The sequence below is a fragment of the Arthrobacter zhaoxinii genome (assembly GCF_025244925.1).
GTDB lineage: Bacteria > Actinomycetota > Actinomycetes > Actinomycetales > Micrococcaceae > Arthrobacter_B > Arthrobacter_B zhaoxinii.
The window spans coordinates 2,720,838-2,746,301 of record NZ_CP104275.1; the positions used below are offsets into that span (position 1 = coordinate 2,720,838).

The window sequence follows — 25,464 nt, forward strand, 5'->3', positions numbered from 1 at the left end:
GGGACGTCACGGGGGGAACCAGTGGGAGCCGTGGGGACGGAGGGTGACGCCGTCCCGGGGCGGGTCGGGGGTCCCGCAGGAGCGACAGGGGCAGTGAACCCGGAACCGGCCGGCGGGGGCGTAGCCGGGGATGGGTCGGATGCAGGAGCCGAACCAGCGGAGGACCGCATTGAGTCGCTGAATCCCGCCCGGTAGCCCTCCTCGTAGATCTGGGCCGGCGGCGGCAGCGGCCTGCCCTGGCTGTCCACGGGCCGGGCAGCCTTCCTGCCCACCGTCCTGCCGACGAAGAAACTGGCGGTGACCGCGGCCAGGAATATAAGGAAGACCCCCATGAAACTGCTACCTTCCGGTTTTGTGCTCGACTGGAGACCATCCTAGGGTGCTCCGGCTCACATCCCGGTAACTATTCCGCTCCGATGTGCGCGGTGTTGCCTGCCGGCTGCGTCCTGGTGTCCTGTGCAGGGACAGTCGCCCGGATGGTGCCGGCCGCCCGCCGGTTTGCCCGCGGGCTGTTCCCGCCGGGATTCCGAACTGCTAGCGTCGGCGCACGAGATGAGCCGGAGGCTCCCGACGAACGGAAAGGCCCTGCGGCCATGTATCTTTCGGTCCTGGGAACACACGCGGGCATCACCGGAACGGTGCAGGTCCCCAATTCCAAATACCACGCCCACCGGGCCCTCATCCTGGCTTCCCTGGCTCCGGGCACGAGCCGGATTTCGGGGCTCACCGATGCCCGCCATGTGCAGTACACGGTCTCCATGCTGCGCCAGCTCGGGACCGGAATAGAGGTGCAGGATGACACGTTCATTGTCCACGGCGGCCCCTACACTGCGCGGCGGCCGAGTGTCTCCGCAGGCAGCTCCGGCACCACCCTGTACTTCATGGCCGGACTCGCGGCGCTCGGGACACGCGACGTCGTCGTCACCGGGCAGAAGTACTTCCAGCGCCGTCCCATCGGTGCGTTGCTGGCGGCCCTCCGGGACATGGGCGTGGATATCGCTTCGAGTAACGACTGCCCGCCCCTCCGGGTGGCTCACGGGCGGCCGCGCGGCGGCGAAGTCCGCATATCCGGAACTCTGTCCCAGTGGATCTCCGGCCTGCTCCTGCTGGCACCGTTTGCCCGTTCCGAAACCACGGTGGTGGTGGAAGGCGTACAGAACGAAACCAGCTATGTGGACCTGACACTCGCCATGATGGCGCGCTTCGGCCTGCAGGTGGACGCCTCCGCGGACCGTCGGCGCTTTCGCATCCCGCCGGACCAGCAGGCAGTTCCGGCCGATGTGAGGATGCCCCCGGATATCGGATCCGCCGCTTTCGGCCTGGCCGCAGCAGCCCTGCATCCGGCCGATGTTGCCCTTGCCGGGCTGCGTTCCACCTCCTCGGCCGGCTCCGACCATCCCGAAGCCGATTTCCTGGACCTTGCCGCCCACATGGGTGTGCCCATGGCCTACGATCCGGCAGCGGACGCGGTGCGGATCCGCCATCAGGGGCTCACCCTGCAGCCGATCGACGTGGATTGCCGCCGCGTGCCGGACATGCTTCCCGTGCTGACCGTCATGGCCTGCTTCGCGAAGGGCCGCAGCGTCTTCCGGAACATCGACCACGTGCGGATGAAGGAGTCTGACCGGGTGGCTGCCATGCTGCAGCTGAACTCAATGGGCGCGGACCTCACCGTGGAGGGTTCCACCCTGGCGATCCGCGGCACCGGCGGCCTGGACGGCGCCGATCTGTCCTCCTTCAACGACCACCGGGTCCTGATGTCCCTGGCCGTGGCAGCTTCAGCTGCGGAGGGACGCAGCACCCTGACCTATCCCCACGCCTACCGCATCTCCTACCCGGAATATCTGGCCGCCATGACCACTTTCGGGCTGCGGATGCAGGTCGAAGACGGCGCGATTCGCCGTCCCCTTCCCAGCCGCCCCGCCAGGACGGCAAGGGGGAGCCGGCCCCGGAATTTTGCCGGGCCGGCTGCTGTGGAAGCCTGCGCCGCCGTGACCGGCGCGGACTGGGTGCGGCGGTGGGCCGCGGAACGGCCCAACGAAACAGCAGTGGTCGACGGCGGCACCGGGGCATCGGGGCACCTCACCTGGGCCGAGCTCGACACGCAGGCGGACCGCGTAGCCGCGGCGCTGCTGGCGCTGGGGGTGCGGCCGGGTGACCGGGTGGCCTTCCAGCTCCCCAACCGAAGCGAATTCGTTGTCCTCACCGTGGCGGTGCTCCGACTCGGCGCCGTCGCCGCGCCGATCATGCCGATCTTCCGGGAGCGCGAAGTGGCACTGGCACTGCACCGCGCCGCCGCCCGGGTATTTGTCACCGTGGAGGAGTTCCGCGGACGCCTGCCGGCCGAGGAACTCGCCGGCCTCCTCCGGCGGCCGGACGGAACCGGCGCAGCGCCGCTTGCCCTGGCCCACGTCCTTGTGCTGCGGGAGCCGGCGTCCACCCGTCCTCTCCCCCGCATCAGCGGCGGCCCGCGGTTCGCCGACTGGGACACGGTCCTGCGGCAGGAGCGCCCCGCGGCAGCACCGGATCCCGGGTCCGCGCCGACTGCCCGGGACGCGGCGCAGCTGCTGTTCACCTCGGGCACCTCCGGCGAACCCAAGGGCGTGGTGCACCGGCATGGAACACTCAGCCGCGCTGCGGCCATGGAAGCCGTGCACCTGGGGCTCACCAGCGACGACGCTGTCTTCATTCCATCGCCACTGGCCCACCAAACCGGCTTCCTCTACGGCATGTGGCTCTCATTCGTGCTCGGCTGTCCGCAGATCCTGCAGCCGGCCTGGAACCCGGAACGCGCCCTGCAGCTCATGCGCGGCTGGCGGGCCACCTTCGTCCAGGCCGCCACCCCGTTCCTGGCCGATCTGGTGTCCGCAGTGGACGCGGGCACCCCCGCGCCGCCCACCCTGCGCATCTTCGTCGCCACCGGGGCGGCGGTCCCCCGGCACCTCGCCGAACGTGCCACACGCATCTTGGGCGCCGGGATCTGCGGTGCCTTCGGCACCACTGAAACCTGCCTGGGCACCCTGGCCTCGCCCCGGGACGAACCGGTAAAGGTGTGGGGCACCGACGGCCGGGAGCTGGCGGGCGTGCGGACCCGGGTGGTCGACGACGACGGCCGCCTCCTGCCGCCCGGGGTGGAAGGCAACTTCGAGCTCAGTTCTCCCACGGTCTTTGACGGTTACCTTGACCGCCCGGACTTGACCAAGGAAGTCTTTACCGAAGACGGCTGGTACCGCACCGGCGACACGGCGATCCTCGACGAAGCCGGGTTCCTGCGCATTACCGGCCGGGTTCGCGACATCATCAACCGCGGAGGGGAGAAAATCCCGGTGGCCGAGATCGAGCAGCTGATCTACCGGCATCCAGCCGTACGCGACGTTGCCCTGGCCGCCATGCCCGATGAACGCCTCGGCGAGCGGGCCTGCGCCTTCGTGGTCCCGGAACCTGGGAATCGCCCGCTGCTGGCGGACCTCACCGCGTTCCTCGACCGCCACCATGTCTCAAGGCACTACTGGCCCGAACGCCTTGAGCTGGTCGACGCCCTCCCCCGCAACGCCGTCGGCAAGGTGCAGAAGTTCCTGCTGCGGGAAATCACCCGCAGCTTCCCCGCACCGGATCGGAGCAGCCAGTGACCACTGCAGCCATCACCGCCGACGGACGGGGCAGCAGCATCCCGGAGCCGGAATACCTCGACCTGCTGGCGGCCGTTACCGCCTGGGTCGAGGGTCCCGGCGAGGAATGGGCCGGACTCATCGAAACCACCGGCACCGTGCCGGACGCCCTGTGGAAGGAACTGCGCGGGGCCGGGTTCCTCTCCCTGGCAGCTCCGGCGAATCTCGGCGGGCGGGGGCTGAGCTTTGTCCAGTGGATGGGGCTGATGGAAATCTTCTCCCGTTCACACGCCTCGGTCCGCATGATTGTGCACGTGGTCAACGGCACCTGGCGGGCCATGAACCCGCACGTTGACGACGTGCAGCGCCGGAAGTTCATCCGCCCGTCCGTCGCCGGCGACCTTCTGGTCGCCTTCACCCTGACCGAGCCCGGCAACGGCACGGGCGCCGACATCAGCTCGAGTGTGCGGCGGGCGGGCGACACGTACTACCTCACCGGCCGCAAGCATCTGATCACGTTCGGGGTGCGGTGCGATTATTGGCTGCTGTTTGCCCGGCTGGCCGGGAGCACGGGAAGCGGGGGCACGGTGGCACTGCTGGTGGACCGGCACGCCCCCGGCGTCGAAGTGGAAGACACGTCCGACACCCTGGGCGTCCGCGGCACCGACCACGCGTCCCTGACGTTCACGGACACCCCCGTCCCTGTCGCCAACCGGATCGGGGAGGAAGGGGACGGATTGGCCGTCGCGCTGGGCGGCTTCCTCACGCCCAGCCGGATCTCCGTAGCGATGAGCTGCGTCGGCCTGGCCCAGCGCGCCCAGCAGCTGGCGGTCTCCTACGCCCTGGAGCGCACCACCTTCGGGAAGCCGCTCGCCTCGCGGCAGGCCGTCGCCTTCGCCCTGGCGGAAAACGCCGCTGACATCGCGGCGGCCCGCGCGCTGACCCTGCATGCCGCCGCCGCGTGGCAGGACGGCACGGCCGACGCCGGCTCCCTATCCTCGATGGCCAAGCTCACCGCCGTCGACATGCTCACCCGCGTAACGGACAAGGCCCTGCAGGTCCACGGGGGCGTGGGGTACTGGAAGACCATGCCCATTGAACGCGTGTACCGCGACGCACGGGCGCAGCGCTTCGAAGAAGGGACGAACGAGATCCAGAAAACCGTGATTGCCCGCGGCCTTCTTGGCCGGTTCCAGGCACCCGCGCCCGACGGCGGACGCGTCCCTGCCCCTGCCGGCCCCGGCACGGCTCCGGCCGCCCGCCCCTGATACCGTCATGCTGGACCGGGTGTTCTCCCCCGTCTCCCTCGGTCCGCTGCACCTGGACCACCGGATCGTGATGGGGTCGATGCATCTGAACCGGGAGGACGATCCCCGGGCCCTCGCAGCGTTCTACCGCGAACGGGCAGCCGGCGGAGCCGGCCTGATTGTCACCGGAGGCGCTGCGGTCAGCCGGGCCGGTGCCGGCGGTCCCAACTACCTGCTGATCAACGAACCCGCAGCGGCAGCCGTGATGATGCCGGTCCTGGACGCCGTGCACGACGCCGGCGGGAAACTGGCCCTGCAGTTGTTCCATGCGGGGCGCTATGCCTTCGAAGCCAGCTTCGGCATCCGCCCCGTGGCGCCGTCGGAGGTTTACTCGGCCTTCTCCCGATGCCTGCCCCGCGCGCTGACGCTGGCGCAGATCGAGGACACCCTTGCCGATTTCGCTGCCGGCGCTGCCGCAGCGCGCGCCCTCGGCTTCGATGCCGTGGAAATCATGGGCTCCGAGGGCTACCTGATCAACCAGTTCGCCTCTCCCCTGACGAACCGGCGCCGGGACCGCTGGGGAGGGGATCCGCAGCACAGGCAGGCCTTTCCGCGGGCGGTGCTGAAGGCCGTCCGGGAGGCCGTGGGCACCGGTTACCCGGTCATTTACCGCACGTCCGGTGCTGACTTCACGGCGGGCTCCAGCACCCGGGCGGAGTCAGCTGACCTGGCGGTGGCACTGGCACGGGACGGGGCGGACGCGGTCAACGTCGGCATCGGCTGGCACGAGTCCCGGGCCCCCTCGGTGCAGGCTTTGGTTCCCCCCGGCCGCTGGCTGGACATTGCCGGCGGGATCCGCGGAGCACTTGCTGCCGCGGACGTTCGGGTCCCGGTGATCGGCAGCAACCGGATCAACTCGCTGGAATCCGCGGAGCGTGCCCTGGCCGCCGGGCACGCGGACCTGATCTCGATGGCCCGCCCCTTCCTCGCCGACCCGGACATCGTCGCCAAGTCCCGGCGCGGCGAGTCCCATCTCGTCAATACCTGCATCGCCTGCAACGAGGCCTGCATCGACCGGTCCCTGGGTACCGAGCCGGTCTCCTGCCTGGTGAACCCGCGGGCCGGGCGCGAAACCGTCTTCCCGCTGCGGGCAGTTCCGCCGCCCGCCGGAGTACGCGTGGCAGTGGTGGGAGCCGGTCCGGCCGGTATGCAGGCCGCGGCGACGCTCGCGGAGGCCGGGCATGCGGTGGATCTTTATGAACGGGAGGGTGCCATTGGCGGCCAGTTCCGGCTCGCCGGGCAGGTGCCGGGCAAAGCCGACTTCCTGCAGACCATCCGCTATTTCACCAATGAACTGGCGCGGCTGGGCGTACACGTGCTGACAGGCGCGGCCCCCGGCGTCGCGCATCTGGCCCGCTACGCGCACGTAGTCCTGGCCACGGGGGTGCGCCCGCGGCCCGTGCCGCTGCCCCGCAGCGGCCTGCTTCCCGTGCTGGATTACCGGCAGGCGTTCGCGGACCCGGCGAGGCTGGGGGCTCGCGTGGTGATTGTGGGTGCCGGCGGAATCGCAGTGGATCTCTCCCGCCTGCTCGTGGATCCAGGGGCACCCGGCGGCGCCCGGGACGTCACGATCCTGCGCCGCGGCAAACGGATCGGTGCAGGCATCGGCCCGTCCACCCGGTGGGCGGTGCTGCAGGAGATCCGGGCCGCCGGTGTCCGGACCCTGCCCGGCACCACGCCGCTGGAAGTATCCCGCCAGGGGCTCCGGGTGCGGGACGGGAACGGGGCCGCGGCGCTGCTGCCGGCCGACGCCGTCGTGCTGGCCGCCGGGCAGGTGCCGCACAATCCGTTCCACGCACCGTTGGCGGTCCGCGGTGTCCCCTGCACGGTGATCGGCGGAGCACTGGATGCGTCCGGGCTGAACGCGGTCCGGGCCTTCGACCAGGGCCTGACCGCAGGGACAGCGGTAGCGCGCCAGCTGGTCGGGCGGACACCGGGGCAGCCGGGGGTTAAAAGCAGCAGGGCCCCGCTGCCATAAGCAACGGGGCCCTGCTAAGAACCGATGAGGTTCAGGCTAAACCATCAAATTACTTGATGATCTTGGTGACGCGGCCTGATCCAACGGTGCGGCCGCCTTCGCGGATAGCGAAGCCGAGGCCCTCTTCCATTGCGATCGGCTGGATGAGCTCAACGCTCATCTCAGTGTTATCGCCGGGCATAACCATTTCAGTGCCCTCGGGGAGGGTGATGACGCCGGTTACGTCCGTGGTGCGGAAGTAGAACTGCGGGCGGTAGTTCGAGTAGAACGGGTTGTGGCGTCCGCCTTCATCCTTGGACAGGATGTAGACGTTGGCCTCGAAGTCGGTGTGCGGGGTGATGGAACCCGGCTTTACGACAACCTGGCCACGCTCTACGTCTTCGCGCTTGATGCCGCGGAGCAGCAGGCCACAGTTCTCGCCGGCCCATGCTTCGTCAAGCTGCTTGTGGAACATCTCGATACCGGTAACCGTGGTCTTCTGGACCGGACGGATGCCGACGATCTCGACCTCGGAGTTGATGGCGAGGGTACCGCGCTCGGCGCGGCCCGTGACAACGGTTCCACGACCGGTGATCGTGAAGACGTCCTCGATCGGCATCAGGAACGGCTTGTCCTTGTCGCGAACGGGGTCCGGCACGTTGTTGTCAACGGCTTCCATGAGCTCTTCGACGGCTGCAACCCACTTGGGGTCGCCTTCGAGAGCCTTGAGGCCGGAAACGCGGACGACGGGAGCGTTGTCGCCGTCGAAGTCCTGGGAGCTCAGCAGTTCGCGAACTTCCATTTCCACGAGGTCGAGCAGTTCTTCGTCGTCAACCATGTCGGACTTGTTCAGTGCGACCAGCAGGTAGGGAACGCCAACCTGGCGGGCGAGCAGAACGTGCTCGCGGGTCTGGGCCATCGGACCGTCGGTAGCGGCAACCACGAGGATTGCGCCGTCCATCTGAGCTGCACCAGTGATCATGTTCTTGATGTAGTCAGCGTGGCCGGGGGCGTCTACGTGTGCGTAGTGGCGCTTCTCGGTCTGGTACTCGATGTGAGAGATGTTGATGGTGATGCCGCGCTGGCGCTCTTCAGGTGCAGAGTCGATAGCAGCGAAATCGCGCTTTTCATTCAGATCAGGGTACTTGTCAGCAAGCACCTTCGAAATGGCAGCGGTCAACGTCGTCTTACCATGGTCAACGTGACCAATGGTGCCGATGTTGACGTGCGGCTTAGTCCGCTCGAACTTTGCCTTCGCCACGGGTTCCTCCTAGAGAGTTAGAAGACTCAATCTCCAGCCGCGCTTTTCGCAACTGAAACTGATGTAAGTCTACTTGGGGCTGTTTATTTGATGAAATTGCCGATTTCCGCAGCAGCCTCGTAAGGCCGCTCAGTCTGGCTATGCGCCCGGTCCGGGCCGAAGCCCGGACCAGGCGCACACGGCGGGTGGTCCGGTCGAAACCGTTCCACCCTCCAAGTTTTACTCGCCGCGCGTCTTCTGGATGATCTCGTCGGCAACTGCCTTCGGGACCTCGGCGTAGCTGTTGAAGGACATGGAGTACACGGCGCGGCCCTGGGTCTTGGACCGCAGGTCGCCGATGTAGCCGAACATGCCGGACAGCGGGACGTGTGCCCGGATGACCTTTACGCCGGCTGCGTCTTCCATGGACTGCATCTGGCCGCGACGGGAGTTGATGTCACCGATAACTTCACCCATGTATTCCTCAGGGGTGCGGACTTCAACATCCATCAGCGGTTCGAGCAGGACCGGGCTTGCCATACGTGCGGCTTCCTTGAAAGCCTGACGTCCGGCAATCTTGAACGCCATTTCCGAGGAGTCGACGTCGTGGTACGCGCCGTCAAGCAGCGTCGCCTTGATGCCGACAACCGGGTAACCGGCGAGCACACCGTCAGTAAGTGCACTCTGGATACCCTGGTCAACGCTGGGGATGTATTCGCGCGGAACGCGACCACCGGTGACCTTGTTCTCGAATTCGTAGAACGTGCCGTCGGACGTGTCCAGCGGCTCGATGGCGATCTGGATCTTTGCGAACTGACCCGAACCACCGGTCTGCTTCTTGTGCGTGTAGTCGTGCTTGGCGACTGCACGGCGGATCGTTTCGCGGTAGGCGACCTGGGGCTTGCCCACGTTTGCCTCGACGCGGAACTCGCGGCGCATGCGGTCCACCAGGATGTCCAGGTGGAGCTCGCCCATGCCGGCGATGATGGTCTGGCCGGTGTCTTCGTCGAGGGAGACCTGGAAGGTCGGATCCTCTTCGGAGAGCTTCTGGATGGCCGTGGAGAGCTTCTCCTGGTCACCCTTCGTCTTCGGCTCGATGGCCACGGAAATCACGGGCTCCGGGAAGCTCATGGATTCCAGCACGATCGGCTCCTGAAGGTCGCACAGGGTGTCGCCCGTGGTGGTGTCCTTCAGGCCGATGGCGGCGTAAATGTGGCCCGTCGTGATTTCCTCGACCGGGTTTTCCTTGTTGGCGTGCATCTGGAAGAGCTTTCCGATGCGCTCCTTCTTCTGCTTGGTCGCATTCATGACCTGGGCGCCGGAAGCAGCGTGACCGGAGTACACGCGGATGTAGGTCAGACGGCCGAAGAACGGGTGCGTCACAACCTTGAACGCCAGAGCCGAGAACGGAGCCTTGGCATCAGCGGCACGCTCGAGGATGACCTCTTCGTCGCGGATGTCGTGGCCCTTGATGTTCGGGACGTCAAGCGGGCTGGGCAGGTAGTCGACGACGGCGTCCAGCATCGGCTGCACACCGCGGTTCTTGAAGGCAGAGCCACAGAGAACCGGGTAGACCTCGGAGTTGATGGTCAGCTTACGGATGCCGGCCTTCAGCTCCGGAATGCTGATCTCTTCGCCTTCGAGGTACTTGTTCATCAGTTCGTCGCTGGCTTCAGCAACGGTCTCGACAAGCTGCGCGCGGTACGATTCGGCCTTTTCCTGCAGTTCTGCGGGGATCGGTTCGATTTCGTACTTGGCGCCCATGGTCACGTCACCCTTGGCGTCGCCGCGCCAGGTGAGTGCACGCATTTCGATGAGGTCAACGACGCCTTCGAATTCGCTTTCGGAGCCGATCGGCAGCTGGAGGACCAGCGGCTTGGCGCCGAGGCGGTTGATGATCGTGTCTACGGTGAAGTAGAAGTCAGCGCCGAGCTTGTCCATCTTGTTGACGAAGCAGATACGCGGAACGTCGTACTTGTCGGCCTGGCGCCAGACAGTCTCGGACTGCGGCTCCACGCCTTCCTTGCCATCGAAGACAGCAACGGCGCCGTCGAGGACGCGCAGGGACCGCTCAACCTCGACAGTGAAGTCAACGTGACCCGGGGTGTCGATGATGTTGATCTGGTTGTTGTCCCAGTAGCACGTGGTAGCTGCGGAGGTGATGGTGATGCCCCGCTCCTGCTCCTGTGCCATCCAGTCCATCGTGGACGCACCGTCGTGGGTCTCGCCGATCTTGTGGTTGACACCCGTGTAGAACAGGATGCGCTCAGTGGTAGTTGTCTTGCCGGCATCAATGTGGGCCATGATGCCGATGTTGCGGACCTTATTCAGGTCGGTAAGCACGTCAAGTGCCACGGTTTCTCCCTTTTTTGGTTGCTTCCGTCAACGGCGCTTATCCGGCTGAAGCCCTGCGGCCCGCAAAAGCGGGCCACAGGGCCTTCAGCGGCTGCCGTCAGCTTGGCGTATTACCAGCGGTAGTGGGCGAAGGCCTTGTTGGACTCGGCCATCTTGTGGGTGTCCTCGCGGCGCTTCACAGCTGCACCAAGACCGTTGGAAGCGTCCAGGATTTCGTTGCGCAGACGCTCAGTCATCGTCTTCTCGCGGCGGGCCTTGGAGTAGCCGACCAGCCAGCGCAGAGCCAGTGCGGTTGCACGGCCCGGCTTGACCTCGACGGGAACCTGGTAAGTAGCGCCGCCAACACGGCGGGACTTGACCTCAAGGCTCGGCTTGATGTTGTCCATTGCCTTCTTCAGGGCTGCAACCGGATCCTGTCCGGTCTTCTCCTGGGCGCCTGCAAGTGCACCGTAAACGATGCGCTCTGCGGTGGACTTCTTGCCGTCTACCAGAACCTTGTTGATCAGCTGCGTGACCAGCGGGGAGCCGTAGACGGGATCCAGTACGAGCGGCCGCTTGGGGGCCGGACCCTTGCGGGGCATATTACTTCTTCTCCATCTTCGCGCCGTAGCGGCTGCGAGCCTGCTTGCGGTTCTTGACACCCTGGGTATCGAGGGCACCGCGGACAATCTTGTAGCGGACACCGGGAAGGTCCTTCACACGACCGCCGCGCACCAGCACGATGGAGTGTTCCTGAAGGTTGTGACCCACACCGGGGATGTATGCGGTTACTTCGATGCCGCCGTTGAGGCGGACACGTGCAACCTTACGCAGAGCCGAGTTCGGCTTCTTCGGGGTGGTGGTGTAAACGCGGGTGCAGACACCACGGCGCATCGGGCTGCCCTTAAGGGCAGGAGCCTTGGTCTTGGAGACCTTGGGTGAGCGGCCCTTGCGGACCAGCTGCTGAATCGTAGGCACTTTCGTGTTCTCCGTTTTTTCTCGAGATAATTCTCTGGTTGCCTCGTCCCGCTGCCGGCTGAGAGCCGAATCCGGAGCGACGCGCTTCAAGTCGTTGCCGCAATGCCCCGAGAAGTTCCGATATTCTCGCCGAAAGCGACCGTAGGCGTGCAAAAGTGTGGCATTCGTTGCGCAAGGACCCCGCAACCCGGAAACAGGCCCGCCCATTCCTTACGGAATGCATTCCTCCGAGTATCTCTCCACGGAGGGCACGCGAGCGGCCTTCATCCACTGCCACACAAACAATTGGTTTTCAGTCTAGCAGACTTAACGCCTCCCCGAGGAAAGTGCGTGCAGCGTCACTAACTGCGGGCGGCCAGGGCCGCGGTAATCGTGGCCGACGCCTGCTGCAGATGCGGCAGCACGCGGGCGGCCGCCTCTTCCAGCGTAAGCCCTGCCGTGGCCTGCATGGAGGTATTAAGTGCTGCCACCACTGTTCCCTGCGGGTCCAGGACCGGAACGGCCACGGAACGCAGCCCCAGTTCCAGTTCCTGGTCCACAAGGGCCCAGCCCTGTTCCCGCACCTGCGCCACAGCGTCACGCAGGCGGTCCGGGTCCGTGACGGTGCGCTCCGTCAGGGGACGCAGCTGCACGGCGGAGACGTAGTCCTCGAAGCGGTCCTCGGGAAGCCCTGCCAGCAGCACCCTGCCCATGGAGGTGGCGTAGGCGGGGAACCGGGTGCCCACGCTGATGCCGACGGTCATCAGCCTGCGGGTGTGGATGCGGGCAATGTAGACAATCTCGTCTCCGTCCAGCACGGACGCCGACGTGGATTCGGAGATCTCCCGGGAGAGGTCCTCCAGCACCGGCTGCGTGAGCTGGGGCAGGGACTGGCCGGACAAATAGGAGTACCCCAGCTGCAGCACCAGCGCCGTGAGTTCGAAGGTCCGCCCGTCGGTGCGGACGTAGCCCAGCTCCGTCAGCGTGAGCAGGAAGCGGCGGGCCGTTGCCCGGGTCAGTCCGGTGCGGCGGGAGACCTCGCTCAAGGTCATCTGCACGTGGTCGGCGTCGAACGCCCGGATCACCATCAGGCCGCGGGCCAGCGACTGAACGAACTGGTCGCTGGCCGGTGCCGTCTCGCTCACATGTCTCCCAAGGTGTCGGTTACTGCTGGCCGCCGGCCGCGGCGCGGATCAGCGGGATATCCATCTTTGCCGCCAGGTCTTCAAACGTGGTGCCGAAGGTCTCGCGGACATGGACGCCGTCCTCCTTCAGCAGGAAGACCGCCTCACTAGTGTAAACGCGGGTGACGCACCCCACGCCGGTGAGCGGGTAGCTGCATTCCTTCACGAGTTTGCTGAGGCCGTCCTTGGTGAACAGGGACATCATGACGTAGACGTCCTTGGCGCCGGTGGCCAGGTCCATGGCGCCGCCCACTGCGGGGATGGCGTCGGGCGCGCCGGTGTGCCAGTTGGCCAGGTCGCCGGACGCGGAGACCTGGAACGCCCCCAGTACACAGACGTCCAGGTGCCCGCCGCGCATGATCGCAAAGGAGTCTGCGTGGTGGAAGTAGGCAGCACCGGGCAGCTCGGTCACCGGGATCTTGCCGGCGTTGATCAGGTCCGGATCCACCTCGTCACCGGTGGCTTCAGGCCCCATGCCCAGCATCCCGTTTTCGGTGTGCAGGGTGACGTTCTGCTCGGGCCGAAGGTAGTTCGAGACCAGGGTCGGCTGGCCGATGCCCAGGTTCACGAAGGACCCGGGGGCAATGTCCGCTGCCACCAGGGCAGCGAGGTCGTTCTTTCCCAGCTTTTCGGTTCCGTTGCTCATGCTGCAGCCGGCGCTTTCTCCCGGTCCACGCGGACCAGGCTGTTGACGTAGATTCCCGGGGTGACCACGGCTTCGGGGTCTATCCCGCCGATGTCGACAATCTCCCGGACCTGCACAATGGCGGTCTTCGCCGCGGTGGCCATGATCGGGCCGAAGTTCCGGGCGGTCTTCCGGTAGATCAGGTTGCCTGCCTTGTCGGCGCGCAGTGCCTTGACCAGGGCGAAGTCCGCATGCAGCGGAGTTTCGAAGACGTAGCCGCGGCCGTCGATCATCCGGGTTTCCTTGCCTTCGGCCAGCGGCGTGCCGTAGGCGGTGGGCGTAAAGAATCCGCCGATGCCGGCCCCGGCGGCGCGGATGCGCTCGGCCAGGTTGCCCTGGGGCACCAGTTCCAGTTCGATCTCTCCGGCGCGGTACTTGGCGTCGAAGATCTGCGAGTCGGACTGCCGCGGGAAGGAGCAGATGATCTTCTTCACCCGGCCGGCGCCGATCAGGGCGGCGAGGCCCTGTTCGCCGTTGCCGGCGTTGTTGTTGACGACGGTCAGGTCCTTGGCGCCCTGGCGCAGCAGCGCCTCGATGAGCTCCACGGGCTGCCCTGCCCGGCCGAACCCGCCGATCATGACGGTGGCGCCGTCATGGATGGGCGCGACTGCCTCATCGACGTCCTGCACAATGTTGAGCACGTTATTCCTTACGTCTTGTAGCGGCTGGATTCTTAGTTGGCGTTTTCGAGCACGACGGCGAGGCCCTGGCCCACACCGATGCAGATCGCGGCCACGCCCCAGCGCTCCCCCGATTCCTGCAGCCGGCGGGCCAGCGTCCCCAGGATGCGGGTGCCGGAGGCGCCGAGCGGGTGGCCGATGGCTACCGCGCCGCCCCAGGCATTGACGATGCCGGGGTCCACGTCCCAGGCGTCCAGGCAGGCCAGGGACTGGGCCGCGAAGGCCTCGTTGAGTTCGACGGCGCCGACGTCGCTCCAGCTGATGCCGGCCCGCTTCAGCGCGGTGTTTGCCGCCTCCACCGGGGCGTAACCGAAGAACTGGGGTTCATTGGCTGCGGCTCCGCGGCCTGCGATCCGGGCCAGCGGAGCCAGGCCAAGGATCCCGGCGGCGTTTTCGCTGCCCAGCCAGGCGGCGGAAGCGCCGTCGTTCAGCGGCGAGGCGTTGCCGGCGGTGACGGTGCCGCCTGAGACATCTTCGGAGGCCGGGCGGAAAACGGTGCGCAGCGTGGCGAGCTTCTCCACGGTGGAGCCGGCGCGGATGCTTTCATCGCGGTCCAGGTCCACACCGTCGACGGCGACCGTCAGGTTCGCGTACTTGCCCTCGTCCCAGGCCTTTGCGGCGAGGGCGTGCGAGGCTGCGGCGAACGCATCCTGGCGCTCACGGGTGATGCCGTACTTCTCGCGCAGCTGCTCGGTGGCCTCGCCCAGGGAAACGGTCCATTCCTTCGGCATGGCGGGGTTGACCAGACGCCAGCCCAGGGTGGTGGAGGCTAGGGTCTGGTCTCCGGCCGGGTACGGTTTTTCGTTCTTGGGCAGCACCCAGGGGGCACGGCTCATGGACTCGACGCCGCCGATCAGCATCAGGTCCGCTTCGCCGGTGTTGATCTGCCGGGAGGCGATCAGTGCCGCGTCGAGGGACGAGCCGCAGAGCCGGTTGACCGTGGTGCCCGGGATCGAGGTGGGCAGGCCGGCCAGCAGGGTGGCCATGCGGGCCACGTTGCGGTTTTCCTCGCCGGCGCCGTTGGCGTTGCCGAAGACCACTTCGTCAATCCGCTCGGGGTCCAGGCCGGGGGCCCGGGACACGGAGGCCTTCAGGACCTGTGCGGCCAGATCGTCCGGGCGGACTCCGGCGAGGGCCCCGCCGAATTTGCCGAAGGGGGTACGGACTGCGTCGTAGATATAGGCCTGGTTCACCGGTGCTCCTTGAACTGAAAAGCGGAAACTGGAAGAGGGGGAAGGGCTGCCGCCGGCTCAGGCCGCAGCGTCAATCTCCCGGAAGACGCCCTGGGCCACCTTGAAGGCGGAGTTGGCGGAGGGGACGCCGCAGTAGATGGCGGACTGCAGCACAATCTCCTTGATCTCGTCGCGGTCCAGGCCGTTGCGCAGCGCGGCGCGGACGTGCATGGCGAACTCCTCCAGGTGTCCGTGGGCAATCAGGGCGGTCAGCGTGACGGCGCTGCGCATGGTGCGCGGCAGGCCTGGACGGGTCCAGATGGTGCCCCAGGCGTACTGGGTGATCAGGTCCTGGAAGTCGGTGGTGAATTCGTCCTTGCCGGCGTTGGCCCGGTCCACGTGTTCGGCGCCGAGGACCTCGCGGCGCACTGCCATGCCCTCGTTGTATACGTCCTGCCGGCTCTTGTTGGCATCTGCGATCACTGGGTTAGTTCCCTTCGAGGTACTGTGCGCCGAAGAAATCCTTCAGCAGTTCTGCGGTGGCCGCCGGCTGCTCCACCGGGACCAGATGTGCGGCGTCGTCGACGACGGCGGCGGTTCCGTTGGTTACGCGGTCGGCAATGAGCTGCGCGAACGACGGCGGCGTGACGGCGTCGTCGGCGCCGGCAACAGCGAGCACGGGGACCGTGATGTCCGCGAGGCGGTCTCGGACGTCAAAGCCCGCCAGCGCACGGCAGCACAGGGCGTAGGAGAAGCGGTCTGCGTCCTGGAGCGAGTGCAGCAGGGCCGCTGCGGCGGCGGGCTCCCGGTCCATAAAGCCCGGCGCGAACCACCGCTGCCCCGAGCCCACCACCTGGGTGGGCGTGCCCTGGAGGCGCACCGTTTCGGCGCGTTCCTCCCAGGCGTCTGCGTCTCCGATCTTGGCGCCGGAACACAGGACGGCCACGCCGTCGAACAGGGACCCGTGGTCCAGGCCCAGCTGCAGCCCGACGGCGCCGCCCAGCGATACCCCGGCATAGAAGACCGGGACATCCGCGGGAATATCTCCGGCGCTGCGGGCACCGGTCACCAGTGCGGCGACGGCGGACGCCAGATCCGCGATACTGAAGGGTTCCCCTGCAGCGGGGCTGGCGCCGTGGCCGGGCAGGTCCCAGGCAATGACCGTGAAGCTGTCCAGGGCGGCGGCAGCCCGGCTCCACAGCGGCATGGACGCGGTGCCCAGTGACGGGCCGGCAATCAGGACGGGGGCCGCGGGGCCGGCGTTGGAAAGGCGGGACGCCTTGATGGCGGGGATGCTCATGCTGGAGGCTTTCCGGGGTAGGCAGCGGTGATCCGCTCAATGAGGGCGGCGGCCTCCCCTAGGTATTCGGCGGGGTCGAGGACACTCTTGAGTTCCGCATCGGAAAGGACCTCCGGGGGAACCGCAGCGCGCAGCAATTCCTCGAAGGGCTCGCCGGAGGACAGCGAGCGGGCCACCGTGGCGGCGACGGTTTCCTTGCCGCGTCCGGGCACGCCGTCGTCGAGCAGGGGCGCCACGACGGCCATGATCTTTTCACTGACCACTAGCGGTCCGGCGGATTCCAGGTTCCTGGCCAGGGCGTCCGTGGACACCTGCAGGCCTTCGGCCAGTTCGGCCAGCTTGGCCGCCGCTCCCCCGGCGAGGCGCAGCAGGGAGCGCAGGGCCTGCCATTCCACGTGCCAGGAGCCGCTGGGCCGCTCATCATCCGCGGCGGCGGCGGCGGCGTTGAGCTGCATGCCGTAGCCGGGGGCGGCCAGGGCTGCGCTGCGGATCAGGACGGACAGGACGGGGTTCTGCTTCTGCGGCATGGCGGAGGAGCCGCCGCGGCCGGCGGCGCGGGGTTCGGAGACCTCGCCGATTTCCGGGCGGCTGAGCAGCAGGACGTCGTTGGCAACCTTCCCGGCTGCGGCGGTGAAGTCCTGCAGGGCGGCCCCCAGGGCGGTCACCGGCAGCCGGTTGGTCTGCCAGGGTGCCACGGGGTCGGCCAGGCCGAGGCCGTGGGCCAGCCGTGCGGTGAGGTCGAAGGCAGTGATAGTTCCGCCGCCGGGTGCGGAACCGGCGGCCAGGGTGAGCGCCGCCAGCGTTCCGGAGGCACCGCCCCACTGCAGCTGGAGGTTGTCGGAGGCGGTGCGCAGCCCCTGGGCGGCGGAGCCGATGCCGTGCAGCCACTGTGCGGCACGCAGGCCGAAGGTGGAGGGCAGCGAGTGCTGGGTCAGGGTCCGGGCCACGCACAGGGTTGCGGCGTGGCGGCGGGCCAGGTCACCCAGGGCGGCCGCAGCGCGGTCTGCATCCGCCAGGACCGTGTCCAGGGCCCGGCGGGCCATCAGCATCAGGGCGGTGTCCATGATGTCCTGGCTGGTGGCACCGCGGTGGATCGCGGCCGCAGCCTTCGGCGAAACTTCCCGGGCCTGGGCACGGAGGTCCGCCAGCAGCGGGATGACGGGGTTTCCGCCGCCCTGTGCCCGCTCGGCGAGGGACGCGGCGTCGTACCGGGAGGCGTCGCTGACGGCCGCAACGGCAGCCGGAGCGTCCGGATCGGCCAGCCCGGCGGAGGCCAGCACGCGGACCCATTCCAGTTCCACGTCCAGGAGGGCCTGGAGCAGCTGGCGGTCGCCGGTCAGTTCCGCGGCCGGCGTTCCCGCCCAGGCCGGGGAGAGCAGTCCGTAGTCCGCACTGTCCGCTGCACCCACCGCTACGCTCCGGGGTAGGTGAGGAAGACGGTCTCGTCCTCGCCCTGCAGGCAGATGTTCCAGCGCAGGCCGCCGTCGGCTTCGCGGGCGGCGATCAGGGTGCGGCGGCGCTCCTCGGGCAGCGAGGACAGCAGCGGGTCGCGGGCCAAGGCCTCTTCGTCGTCCGGCAGGTACATCCGGGTGTGCAGCTTGTTCAGCAGGCCGCGGGCAAAGATGACGAAGGAAATGAAGGGGGCCGATCCCGCTTCCGTCGGACCCGGGTTCACCGTGGTGAAGGTGTAGTTGCCGGTGTTGTCGACGGCGGTGCGGCCCCATCCGGTGAAGGTGTAGCCGTCGCGGACCAGGGAGCCGGTCCGCTGCGGGATGTTCCCGTCGGCGTCGGCCTGCCAGATTTCGAGCAGCGCGTCCGGAATGGTGTCACCGGCGCCGTCGGTCACGGTGCCCTGCAGGCGGATACTGCCGGGCATGCCCGGGGGCAGCAGCTGGTTGTCCTTGTCGAAGGGGAGGGCGTAGCCGTAGAACGGGCCGATGGTCTGGCCCGGGGTGGCGGTTAGCTTCTGCTCGCTCATTACTCTGCGTCCTCGTCTTCCATCCAGGTGCGGTTGCTGCCGGTGAGCACGATGTCCCAGTTGTAGCCGGTGGCCCATTCATGCGAGGTGATGTTGTGGTCGTACGTGGCCACGAGGCGGTCGCGGGCCTTGGAATCGGTGATCGACTGGTAGATCGGATCCAGGGCGAACAGCGGATCGCCGGGGAAGTACATCTGGGTGATCATGCGCTGGGTGAAGTCGGTGCCGAAGAGCGAGAAGTGGATGTGTGCGGGCCGCCAGGCGTTGTAGTGGTTCTTCCACGGGTACGGTCCGGGCTTGATGGTGGTGAACTCATAGAAGCCGTCATCGGTGGTGATGCAGCGGCCGACGCCGGTGAAGTTCGGGTCCAGCGGGGCGGGGTGCTGGTCGCGCTTGTGGATGTAGCGGCCGGCGGAGTTGGCCTGCCAGATTTCCACCAGCTGGTTGCGGACCGGGTGCCCGTCGCCGTCGAGGATGCGTCCGCGGACGATGATCCGCTCCCCCATCGGCTCGCCGTTGTGCTGGATGGTCAGGTCGCTCTCGAGCGCGTGGACATCCTGGTGGCCGAAGGCCGGGGACCACAGTTCAATGGTTTCGGGGTCCACGTGGTGCGGATCCTTAGTGGGGTGGCGCAGAAGGGAGCTGCGGTAGGGAGAGAAATCGATGCGGGGCTGGGTCTCCTCCGCGGCGCCGTCGTCCACCCCCTTGGAGTATTCGGCGTGGACCGACGCGATTTCAGCGGAGATCTGGTCCTGCGAGGCCTCGGCGGCGTCCAGCTTCTCGATGACATGGCTGTTCGAGAAAAGATCCTCTTCCATTTCCATGGGTCTTCCTTTCAATGAAGCGCGCCCTCGCGCTCCGGCTTTCCAAGCATCCACGTGGTCGAAACCACAGTACACGGCTTGTTCATTGGATGTACAGGTGTTCGCTATACGAACATTTAGTCGTTCGGCCAGCCGGTGTAGGCCTCGGCAAGGTAGGCGCTGCCGTGCCGGGAGGCGACGACGCCGCTCAGCTCTCCCAGCGCACGCTTGCGCTCGAAGGAACCGGCATCCGCCCGGGTGTGCAGCATAGAGGTCATCCAATAGGAAAAGTTCTGCGCCCGCCAGACCCGCTTCAGCGCCTTGTCGCTGTACCCGTCCAGCAGGTCCGCGGACCGGGTGGCGTAGAACGAATCGATGGCTTCGAACAGCACCCGAACGTCGGCCAGGGCGAGGTTCAGCCCCTTGGCTCCCGTGGGCGGAACGGTGTGCCCGGCGTCGCCGGCCAGGAACAGGTTTCCGTACCGCAGAGGTTCGCAGACGTAGCTGCGGAACTTCAGGACGGTTTTTTCGAAGATGGGTCCCCTCGTCAGTTCGAAGCCGTCCGGGCCGTCCACCCGGGCCTGGAGCTCGTCCCAGATCCGGTCTTCGCTCCAGGCATCCGGGTCTTCGTTCGGGTCGGACTGGAAGTACATCCGCTGGACCTCGTCGTTGCGCTGGCTGATCAGGGCGAAACCGCGGTCCGAGTTGGCGTAGATCAGTTCCGGTGCGCTGGGGGCTGCCCGGGTGAGGATGCCGAACCAGGCGAAGGGGTATTCGATGAAGTTGTCCGTGCGGGCTTCCTTGGGGATGGAGCGCTTGCAGATGCCGGCGGAACCGTCGGAGCCCACCAGAATCTCGCAGTGGATCTCATAATCCCGGCCGTCGCTGTCCGTGAAGAGGATCTTCGGGGTGTCCGTTGCAAGGTCCACCACGGCGGTGTCGCTGACTCCGTAGCGGACATCCCCGTGGTCCCGTTCCCGGGCGGCGGCCAGGTCGGTGAAGACTTCATTCTGCGGATACAGCCACACGGACTCCCCCACCAGGTCTTCAAAGTCGATGCGGTGGCTCTCGCCGCCGAAGCGCAGGTCAATCCCCTCGTGCCGGTAGCCCTCGGTAAGCACCCTGTTGCTGACACCGGTCTCGGTGAGCATCCGGACGCTGCCGTGCTCCAGGATCCCTGCCCGATGGGTGGTGCGGATGGTCTCGTGGTCCCGCTTTTCGACCACGATGTTTTCAATGCCGGACTTGGCCAGCAGGTGCGAAAGCATCAGTCCGGCCGGGCCGCCGCCCACAATGCCGACCTGCGTCTTGAGAATTGTGCGCTCTGCACCCATCTGGAACTCCTTTGGAAACTCTGTAGCGGACACTACCTCCCAGTGTGACTGCCGGCACAAGGGGAGCTCCAAGGACATTCTCATTCATTGGGAAACCGGATCAGCGCCGGTAGTGCGGTCCCGCCGCTTCGGTGCGCACTCCCAGTCCCCGGGAAATGCCGCGGGCAGCGGTCATCAGGGCCGGGACGGTTGCGGGGATATCCTCCCCTCCGGTAGGCACGACAACGCCGATCGCCGCCACCGCGGTGCTGCCCGCTCCGAACACGGGCACCGCTATCCCGGTGGTCTCCGGGACGACGGCGCCGGGCAGGCTCGCGCTGCCTTCCAGCCGCATCCGGGCCCAGGAAGCCCGGAGGACCTTCTCGGCGGCGGCATCCAGGTCCCGCCGCTGCAGATAGGCCTCCTGCACGTGCCGGGGCGAGTGGGCCATCATCACCATCCCCGAAGACGAGACGTGGACGGGGAGCCGGCCGGCGACCTTGGCGTGGTTCAGCACCGAGCCGTGGCTGGACAGCCGTTCGATGAACAGGACCTCGTCCTGGCGCAGCACGGACAGCTGCGTGTGCTGCCGGACCACTGCCTGGATGTCCTCCATGAACGGCATCGCAATCTGCTTCAGGCCCAGCGCCGCAGAACTGCGGTTGGCCAGTTCCCACAGGCGAAGGCCGAGGCGGATGCCGCCGTCCGGCTCGCGCTGGAGGAAGCCGTGCCCCATGAGGTCCTTCACGATCCGGTGTGCGGTGGACAGGGGCAGCTCCGCGCGGCGGGCCAGCACGGCCACGGGCATGGACTGGTGCGTGTCGTCGAAGGCGCTGATAATCCGGACGATCCGGCTGGTCATGGATTCGCCGGTCGGGGAATTCGCCATGTTCCCAGTCTGGCACAGCCGTTAAACGCGGCAGGTCCCGCACCACGAGGGTGCGGGACCTGCCGTTGGTTGCGCTTTCCTTAGCGGAAGTCGCTGCCCATGTCGTAGTCATCCAGCGGGATGGCGTGGAACTCGGGGCTCAGACCGCCGTCAACGCCGGCGTAGTCGAAGTCGCTGAAGGCGCTGGGGCCGGTGAACAGATTGGCCTTTGCTTCTTCGGTCGGCTCGACAGTGACCTCGGTGTAACGGGGCAGGCCCGTTCCGGCCGGGATCAGCTTACCGATGATGACGTTCTCCTTGAGGCCGAGCAGCGGATCGCTCTTGCCTTCCATGGCAGCCTGCGTCAGGACGCGGGTTGTCTCCTGGAAGGAAGCTGCGGACAGCCAGGACTCGGTGGCCAGGGAGGCCTTGGTGATACCCATGAGTTCCGGACGGCCCGAAGCAGGCTTCTTGCCTTCCGAAACCACGCGGCGGTTCTCGCTCTCGAAGCGGCGGCGTTCGGTCAGCTCACCCGGGAGCAGATCGGAGTCGCCGGACTCGATCACGGTTACGCGGCGCAGCATCTGGCGGACAATAACCTCGACGTGCTTGTCGTGGATGCCCACACCCTGGCTGCGGTACACGCGCTGGACTTCGTCCACCAGGAATTCCTGTGCCTTGCGCGGGCCGAGGATACGGAGGATCTGCTTGGGATCCACCGCACCGAAGACCAGCTGCTGGCCAACCTCGACGTGGTCGCCGTCGGCAACCAGGAGGCGGGCACGGCGCAGGACCGGGTAGGCGATTTCCTCGGAGCCGTCGTCGGGAGTGACAACCAGACGCATCTGGCGGTCGGTCTCTTCCAGCGTGACCCGGCCCGCGGTCTCGGAGATCGGAGCAACACCCTTAGGCGTACGTGCTTCGAAGAGCTCCTGGATACGGGGCAGACCCTGGGTGATATCTTCCGCGGAAGCAACACCACCGGTGTGGAAGGTACGCATGGTCAGCTGGGTACCCGGCTCACCAATGGACTGTGCGGCAATGATGCCCACGGCCTCGCCGATGTCCACGGTCTTACCCGTGGCCAGGGAGCGGCCGTAGCACAGTGCACAGGTACCGACGGCGGACTCACAGGTGAGTACGGAGCGGACCTTGATGTCGGTGACGCCGGCTTCGAACAGCTTGGCGATGAGGACGTCGCCCACATCGTCGCCGCCCTTGGCCAGGACGTTGCCCTGTGCATCGGTGACGTCGGTGGCCAGCGTACGGGCGTACGCCGAGTTCTCGACCTCTTCGTGCAGCTGCAGTTCGCCGTTGGCGTCCGGAACAGCGATGGTCACGTTCAGGCCGCGCTCGGTGCCGCAGTCTTCCTCACGGACAATGACGTCCTGGGAAACGTCCACCAGACGACGGGTCAGGTAACCCGAGTTGGCGGTACGCAGAGCGGTATCGGCGAGACCCTTACGGGCACCGTGGGTGGCGATGAAGTATTCCAGCACCGACAGGCCCTCGCGGTACGAGGACTTGATCGGACGCGGGATGATCTCACCCTTAGGGTTGGCCACCAGACCACGGATACCAGCAATCTGCCGGACCTGCAGCCAGTTACCACGTGCACCGGAGGACACCATGCGGTTGATGTTGTTGAATTCGGGCATGTTCGCCCGCATTGCAGCAGCAACCTCGTTGGTGGCCTTGTTCCAGATATCGATCAGTTCCTGGCGGCGCTCGTCTTCAGCGATCAGGCCCTTGCCGTACTGGCTTTCAACCTTGGCAGCCTGGGCTTCGTAGCCTTCCATAATGGCCGGCTTATCGATCGGAGCCGCGATATCGGAGATGGCGACGGTAACGCCCGAGCGGGTGGCCCAGTAGAAACCGGCATCCTTCAGGTTGTCCAGCGTGGCAGCCGTGACGACCTTCGGGTACCGCTCGGCGAGATCGTTGACGATCGCGGAGAGCTGGCCCTTATCGGCAACTTCCTTCACCCACGGGTAATCCGCCGGCAGCGTCTGGTTGAAGATGACCTGTCCGAGGGAGGTTTCGATGAGGGCAGGAGTGCCCTCTTCCCAACCTTCCGGAGCGGGCTGGGTTGCGCTGGGAACGAAGCCGTCCACGCGCATCTTCACCAGCGAGTTCAGGTGCAGCTCGCCCATGTCGAACGCCATGATGGCCTCGGACATGGAGCCGAACACGCGGCCTTCGCCAACAGCGCCGGGGCGCTTGGTGGTGAGGTGGTGCAGGCCGATGATCATATCCTGCGAGGGCAGGGTGACCGGGCGGCCGTCGGACGGCTTCAGGATGTTGTTCGAGGACAGCATCAGGATGCGTGCTTCAGCCTGGGCTTCGGGGCTCAGCGGCAGGTGGACTGCCATCTGGTCGCCGTCGAAGTCAGCGTTGAAGGCGCCGCAGACCAGCGGGTGCAGCTGAAGGGCCTTGCCCTCAACAAGCTGCGGCTCGAAGGCCTGGATGCCGAGGCGGTGCAGGGTGGGTGCACGGTTGAGCAGCACCGGGTGTTCGGTGATGATCTCTTCCAGTACGTCCCAGACCTGCGGACGGAAACGCTCGACCATGCGCTTGGCGCTCTTGATGTTCTGTGCGTGGTTGAGGTCAACCAGGCGCTTCATCACGAACGGCTTGAAGAGCTCCAGAGCCATCTGCTTGGGCAGACCGCACTGGTGCAGCTTCAGCTGCGGGCCGACAACAATCACGGAACGGCCGGAGTAGTCAACGCGCTTACCGAGCAGGTTCTGGCGGAAGCGGCCCTGCTTGCCCTTGAGCATGTCGGACAGCGACTTCAGCGGACGGTTGCCCGGTCCGGTGACCGGACGGCCGCGGCGGCCGTTGTCGAACAGGGAGTCAACGGCTTCCTGGAGCATCCGCTTTTCGTTGTTCACGATGATCTCGGGGGCACCGAGATCCAGCAGGCGCTTCAGGCGGTTGTTGCGGTTGATCACACGGCGGTACAGGTCGTTAAGGTCCGACGTCGCGAAACGGCCGCCGTCGAGCTGGACCATCGGGCGCAGTTCCGGCGGGATGACCGGAACGGCGTCGAGGACCATGCCCAGCGGGCTGTTCGTGGTGGTCAGGAACGCGTTGACAACCTTCAGGCGCTTCAGGGCACGCGTCTTGCGCTGGCCCTTGCCGTTCTGGATGATGTCGCGCAGGTTCTCGGACTCGGCCTGCATGTCGAAGTCTTCAAGACGCTTCTTGATGGCTTCGGCACCCATGGAGCCTTCGAAGTACAGACCGAAGCGGTCACGCAGTTCGCGGTAGAGCCCTTCGTCGCCTTCGAGGTCGCCGACCTTGAGGTTCTTGAACCGGTCCCAGACCTGCTCGAGGCGCTCGATGTTGTTGTCGGCGTCGCGGCGGACCTTGGCCATCTGGCGGTCGGCGGAGTCGCGGGCCTTCTTCTTGTCGGCAGCCTTGGCGCCTTCGCCTTCGAGGCGGGCAAGCTCGCCTTCGAGGTCCTTGGCGATCGCGGCAATGTCGGAGTCGCGCTGGTCGACGAGGTGCTTGCGCTCCAGGTCGTGCTCGGCCTGCAGGTTCGGCAGTTCCGCGTGGCGGTTTTCTTCGTCGACCGAGGTGATCATGTAGGCAGCGAAGTAAATGACCTTTTCAAGGTCCTTCGGTGCCAGGTCCAGCAGGTAGCCCAGGCGGGACGGAACACCCTTGAAGTACCAGATGTGGGTGACCGGAGCGGCGAGCTCAATGTGGCCCATGCGTTCGCGGCGCACCTTGGCACGGGTGACCTCGACGCCGCAGCGCTCACAGATGATGCCCTTGAAGCGGACGCGCTTGTACTTACCGCAGTAGCATTCCCAGTCGCGGGAAGGACCGAAGATCTTTTCGCAGAAAAGACCGTCCTTCTCCGGCTTCAGGGTTCGGTAGTTGATGGTTTCCGGCTTCTTGACTTCGCCGTAAGACCAACCGCGGATTTCATCCGCGGTGGCAAGGCCGATTCGCATGAGGCCGAACGTGGAATCGTTGGACATGGGTCCCTGTTCTCTCTTGTTCTCTAAATCTGAATGTCTCGGGGTACGGAAAGAGCTCTAGGTGACCATCCCACTGGCGCCAGGCG

At 66.5% G+C, this 25,464-nt stretch carries 19 protein-coding genes; 3 read left to right on the plus strand and 16 right to left on the minus strand.

What is annotated here, in order from left to right; genetic code table 11:
* The first annotated feature begins 593 nt into the window (after positions 1-593).
* From aroA to N2K95_RS12690, 3 genes are read left to right on the plus strand one after another with little or no spacing between them, the layout of a single operon-like run.
* Positions 594-3,629 (plus strand): 3-phosphoshikimate 1-carboxyvinyltransferase, encoded by a 3,036-nt coding sequence (gene aroA / locus N2K95_RS12680; protein ID WP_260651830.1) that lies wholly within the window; start codon positions 594-596, stop codon positions 3,627-3,629.
* Positions 3,626-4,876 (plus strand): acyl-CoA dehydrogenase family protein, encoded by a 1,251-nt coding sequence (locus tag N2K95_RS12685; protein WP_260651831.1) that lies wholly within the window; start codon positions 3,626-3,628, stop codon positions 4,874-4,876. The genes aroA and N2K95_RS12685 overlap by 4 nt, the downstream gene beginning before the upstream one ends.
* A 19-nt stretch (positions 4,877-4,895) precedes the next feature.
* Positions 4,896-6,893, plus strand: a complete 1,998-nt coding sequence (locus N2K95_RS12690) for an oxidoreductase (protein WP_260651832.1) — start codon at positions 4,896-4,898, stop codon at positions 6,891-6,893.
* A 49-nt stretch (positions 6,894-6,942) separates the two neighbouring features.
* Here N2K95_RS12690 and tuf read toward each other — a convergent pair whose 3' ends face one another.
* The 16 genes from tuf to N2K95_RS12770 all read right to left on the minus strand — a co-directional run bounded on the left by tuf (position 6,943) and on the right by N2K95_RS12770 (position 25,378).
* Positions 6,943-8,133 (minus strand): elongation factor Tu, encoded by a 1,191-nt coding sequence (gene tuf, locus N2K95_RS12695; protein ID WP_230021153.1) that lies wholly within the window; start codon positions 8,131-8,133, stop codon positions 6,943-6,945.
* A gap of 219 nt (positions 8,134-8,352) precedes the next feature.
* Positions 8,353-10,467, minus strand: a complete 2,115-nt coding sequence (fusA, locus tag N2K95_RS12700) for an elongation factor G (RefSeq protein WP_255790522.1) — start codon at positions 10,465-10,467, stop codon at positions 8,353-8,355.
* 110 nt (positions 10,468-10,577) lie between these two features.
* The gene (gene rpsG, locus N2K95_RS12705; RefSeq protein WP_146361062.1) at positions 10,578-11,048 is read right to left on the minus strand and encodes a 30S ribosomal protein S7; all 471 of its coding nucleotides are present in this window, start codon (positions 11,046-11,048) and stop codon (positions 10,578-10,580) included.
* A 1-nt stretch (position 11,049) separates the two neighbouring features.
* Entirely contained in the window at positions 11,050-11,424 is a 375-nt protein-coding gene (gene rpsL / locus N2K95_RS12710; protein ID WP_146361060.1) for a 30S ribosomal protein S12, read from the minus strand.
* A gap of 341 nt (positions 11,425-11,765) precedes the next feature.
* On the minus strand, positions 11,766-12,491 hold the full coding sequence (locus N2K95_RS12715; protein ID WP_260653803.1) for an IclR family transcriptional regulator domain-containing protein: 726 nt from the start codon (positions 12,489-12,491) through the stop codon (positions 11,766-11,768).
* 76 nt (positions 12,492-12,567) lie between these two features.
* On the minus strand, positions 12,568-13,233 hold the full coding sequence (locus N2K95_RS12720; protein WP_260651833.1) for a 3-oxoacid CoA-transferase subunit B: 666 nt from the start codon (positions 13,231-13,233) through the stop codon (positions 12,568-12,570).
* Positions 13,230-13,913, minus strand: coding sequence for a 3-oxoacid CoA-transferase subunit A (locus N2K95_RS12725; protein WP_260651834.1), 684 nt, complete (start codon positions 13,911-13,913; stop codon positions 13,230-13,232). The genes N2K95_RS12720 and N2K95_RS12725 overlap by 4 nt, the downstream gene beginning before the upstream one ends.
* Before the next feature lie 32 nt (positions 13,914-13,945).
* On the minus strand, positions 13,946-15,145 hold the full coding sequence (locus N2K95_RS12730) for a thiolase family protein (RefSeq protein ID WP_260651835.1): 1,200 nt from the start codon (positions 15,143-15,145) through the stop codon (positions 13,946-13,948).
* A gap of 57 nt (positions 15,146-15,202) precedes the next feature.
* Positions 15,203-15,607, minus strand: coding sequence for a 4-carboxymuconolactone decarboxylase (gene pcaC / locus N2K95_RS12735; RefSeq protein ID WP_255790528.1), 405 nt, complete (start codon positions 15,605-15,607; stop codon positions 15,203-15,205).
* 4 nt (positions 15,608-15,611) lie between these two features.
* Positions 15,612-16,424 (minus strand): alpha/beta hydrolase, encoded by an 813-nt coding sequence (locus tag N2K95_RS12740; protein ID WP_260651836.1) that lies wholly within the window; start codon positions 16,422-16,424, stop codon positions 15,612-15,614.
* The gene (locus tag N2K95_RS12745; protein ID WP_260651837.1) at positions 16,421-17,833 is read right to left on the minus strand and encodes a lyase family protein; all 1,413 of its coding nucleotides are present in this window, start codon (positions 17,831-17,833) and stop codon (positions 16,421-16,423) included. Before N2K95_RS12745 ends, N2K95_RS12740 begins: the two co-directional genes overlap by 4 nt.
* Before the next feature lie 2 nt (positions 17,834-17,835).
* The gene (gene pcaG, locus N2K95_RS12750) at positions 17,836-18,402 is read right to left on the minus strand and encodes a protocatechuate 3,4-dioxygenase subunit alpha (RefSeq protein ID WP_260651838.1); all 567 of its coding nucleotides are present in this window, start codon (positions 18,400-18,402) and stop codon (positions 17,836-17,838) included.
* The gene (gene pcaH, locus N2K95_RS12755) at positions 18,402-19,226 is read right to left on the minus strand and encodes a protocatechuate 3,4-dioxygenase subunit beta (protein ID WP_407080083.1); all 825 of its coding nucleotides are present in this window, start codon (positions 19,224-19,226) and stop codon (positions 18,402-18,404) included. Before pcaH ends, pcaG begins: the two co-directional genes overlap by 1 nt.
* Positions 19,227-19,342: 116 nt before the next feature.
* On the minus strand, positions 19,343-20,539 hold the full coding sequence (locus tag N2K95_RS12760; RefSeq protein WP_260651839.1) for a 4-hydroxybenzoate 3-monooxygenase: 1,197 nt from the start codon (positions 20,537-20,539) through the stop codon (positions 19,343-19,345).
* A 100-nt stretch (positions 20,540-20,639) separates the two neighbouring features.
* Positions 20,640-21,407, minus strand: coding sequence for an IclR family transcriptional regulator (locus N2K95_RS12765; protein ID WP_255790535.1), 768 nt, complete (start codon positions 21,405-21,407; stop codon positions 20,640-20,642).
* An 80-nt stretch (positions 21,408-21,487) separates the two neighbouring features.
* The gene (locus N2K95_RS12770) at positions 21,488-25,378 is read right to left on the minus strand and encodes a DNA-directed RNA polymerase subunit beta' (RefSeq protein WP_255790536.1); all 3,891 of its coding nucleotides are present in this window, start codon (positions 25,376-25,378) and stop codon (positions 21,488-21,490) included.
* Positions 25,379-25,464 lie beyond the last annotated feature (86 nt).